Consider the following 422-nt stretch of genomic DNA (forward strand, 5'->3'; position numbering starts at 1 on the left):
AGGGCCTCGCCGCGGCGGCCGGAGCGGTGCAGGGCCAACATGAACTGCCCGTGCAGGTTCTCGTGCGTGCGATACCGGCTCACCAACACCGTCAACTCCGCCAACAACTCACGATGCCGACCCAACCGCAGATCCGCCTCGATCCGCTGATCCAACGCACACAACCGCGTCTCCTCCAACCTGCGAATCTCCATGTCCAACTGCACCCCACCCTGAACATCCGCGAACGCCGGCCCCGACCACAACGCCAACGCCTCCCTCAACAACCGCGCACCCCCCGGATGATCACCCACATCCATCGCCCGATACCCCAACCCCGACAACCGCTCAAACTCCCGCACATCACTCCTCCCACCACCACCACACAACAAATAACCCCCCGGCAACGTCACCAACACATCCTTCGGAGACCGTGAGGTGTC

1 protein-coding gene is annotated in these 422 nt (G+C 63.5%); it reads right to left on the reverse strand.

The genetic code is table 11. From position 1 onward, the window contains the following. Positions 1-422: AfsR/SARP family transcriptional regulator (locus ADK55_RS19985; protein ID WP_199826578.1), on the reverse strand; the 422-nt coding region annotated here is incomplete at both ends.

The organism is Streptomyces sp. WM4235, from assembly GCF_001279725.1.
Classification (GTDB): domain Bacteria; phylum Actinomycetota; class Actinomycetes; order Streptomycetales; family Streptomycetaceae; genus Streptomyces.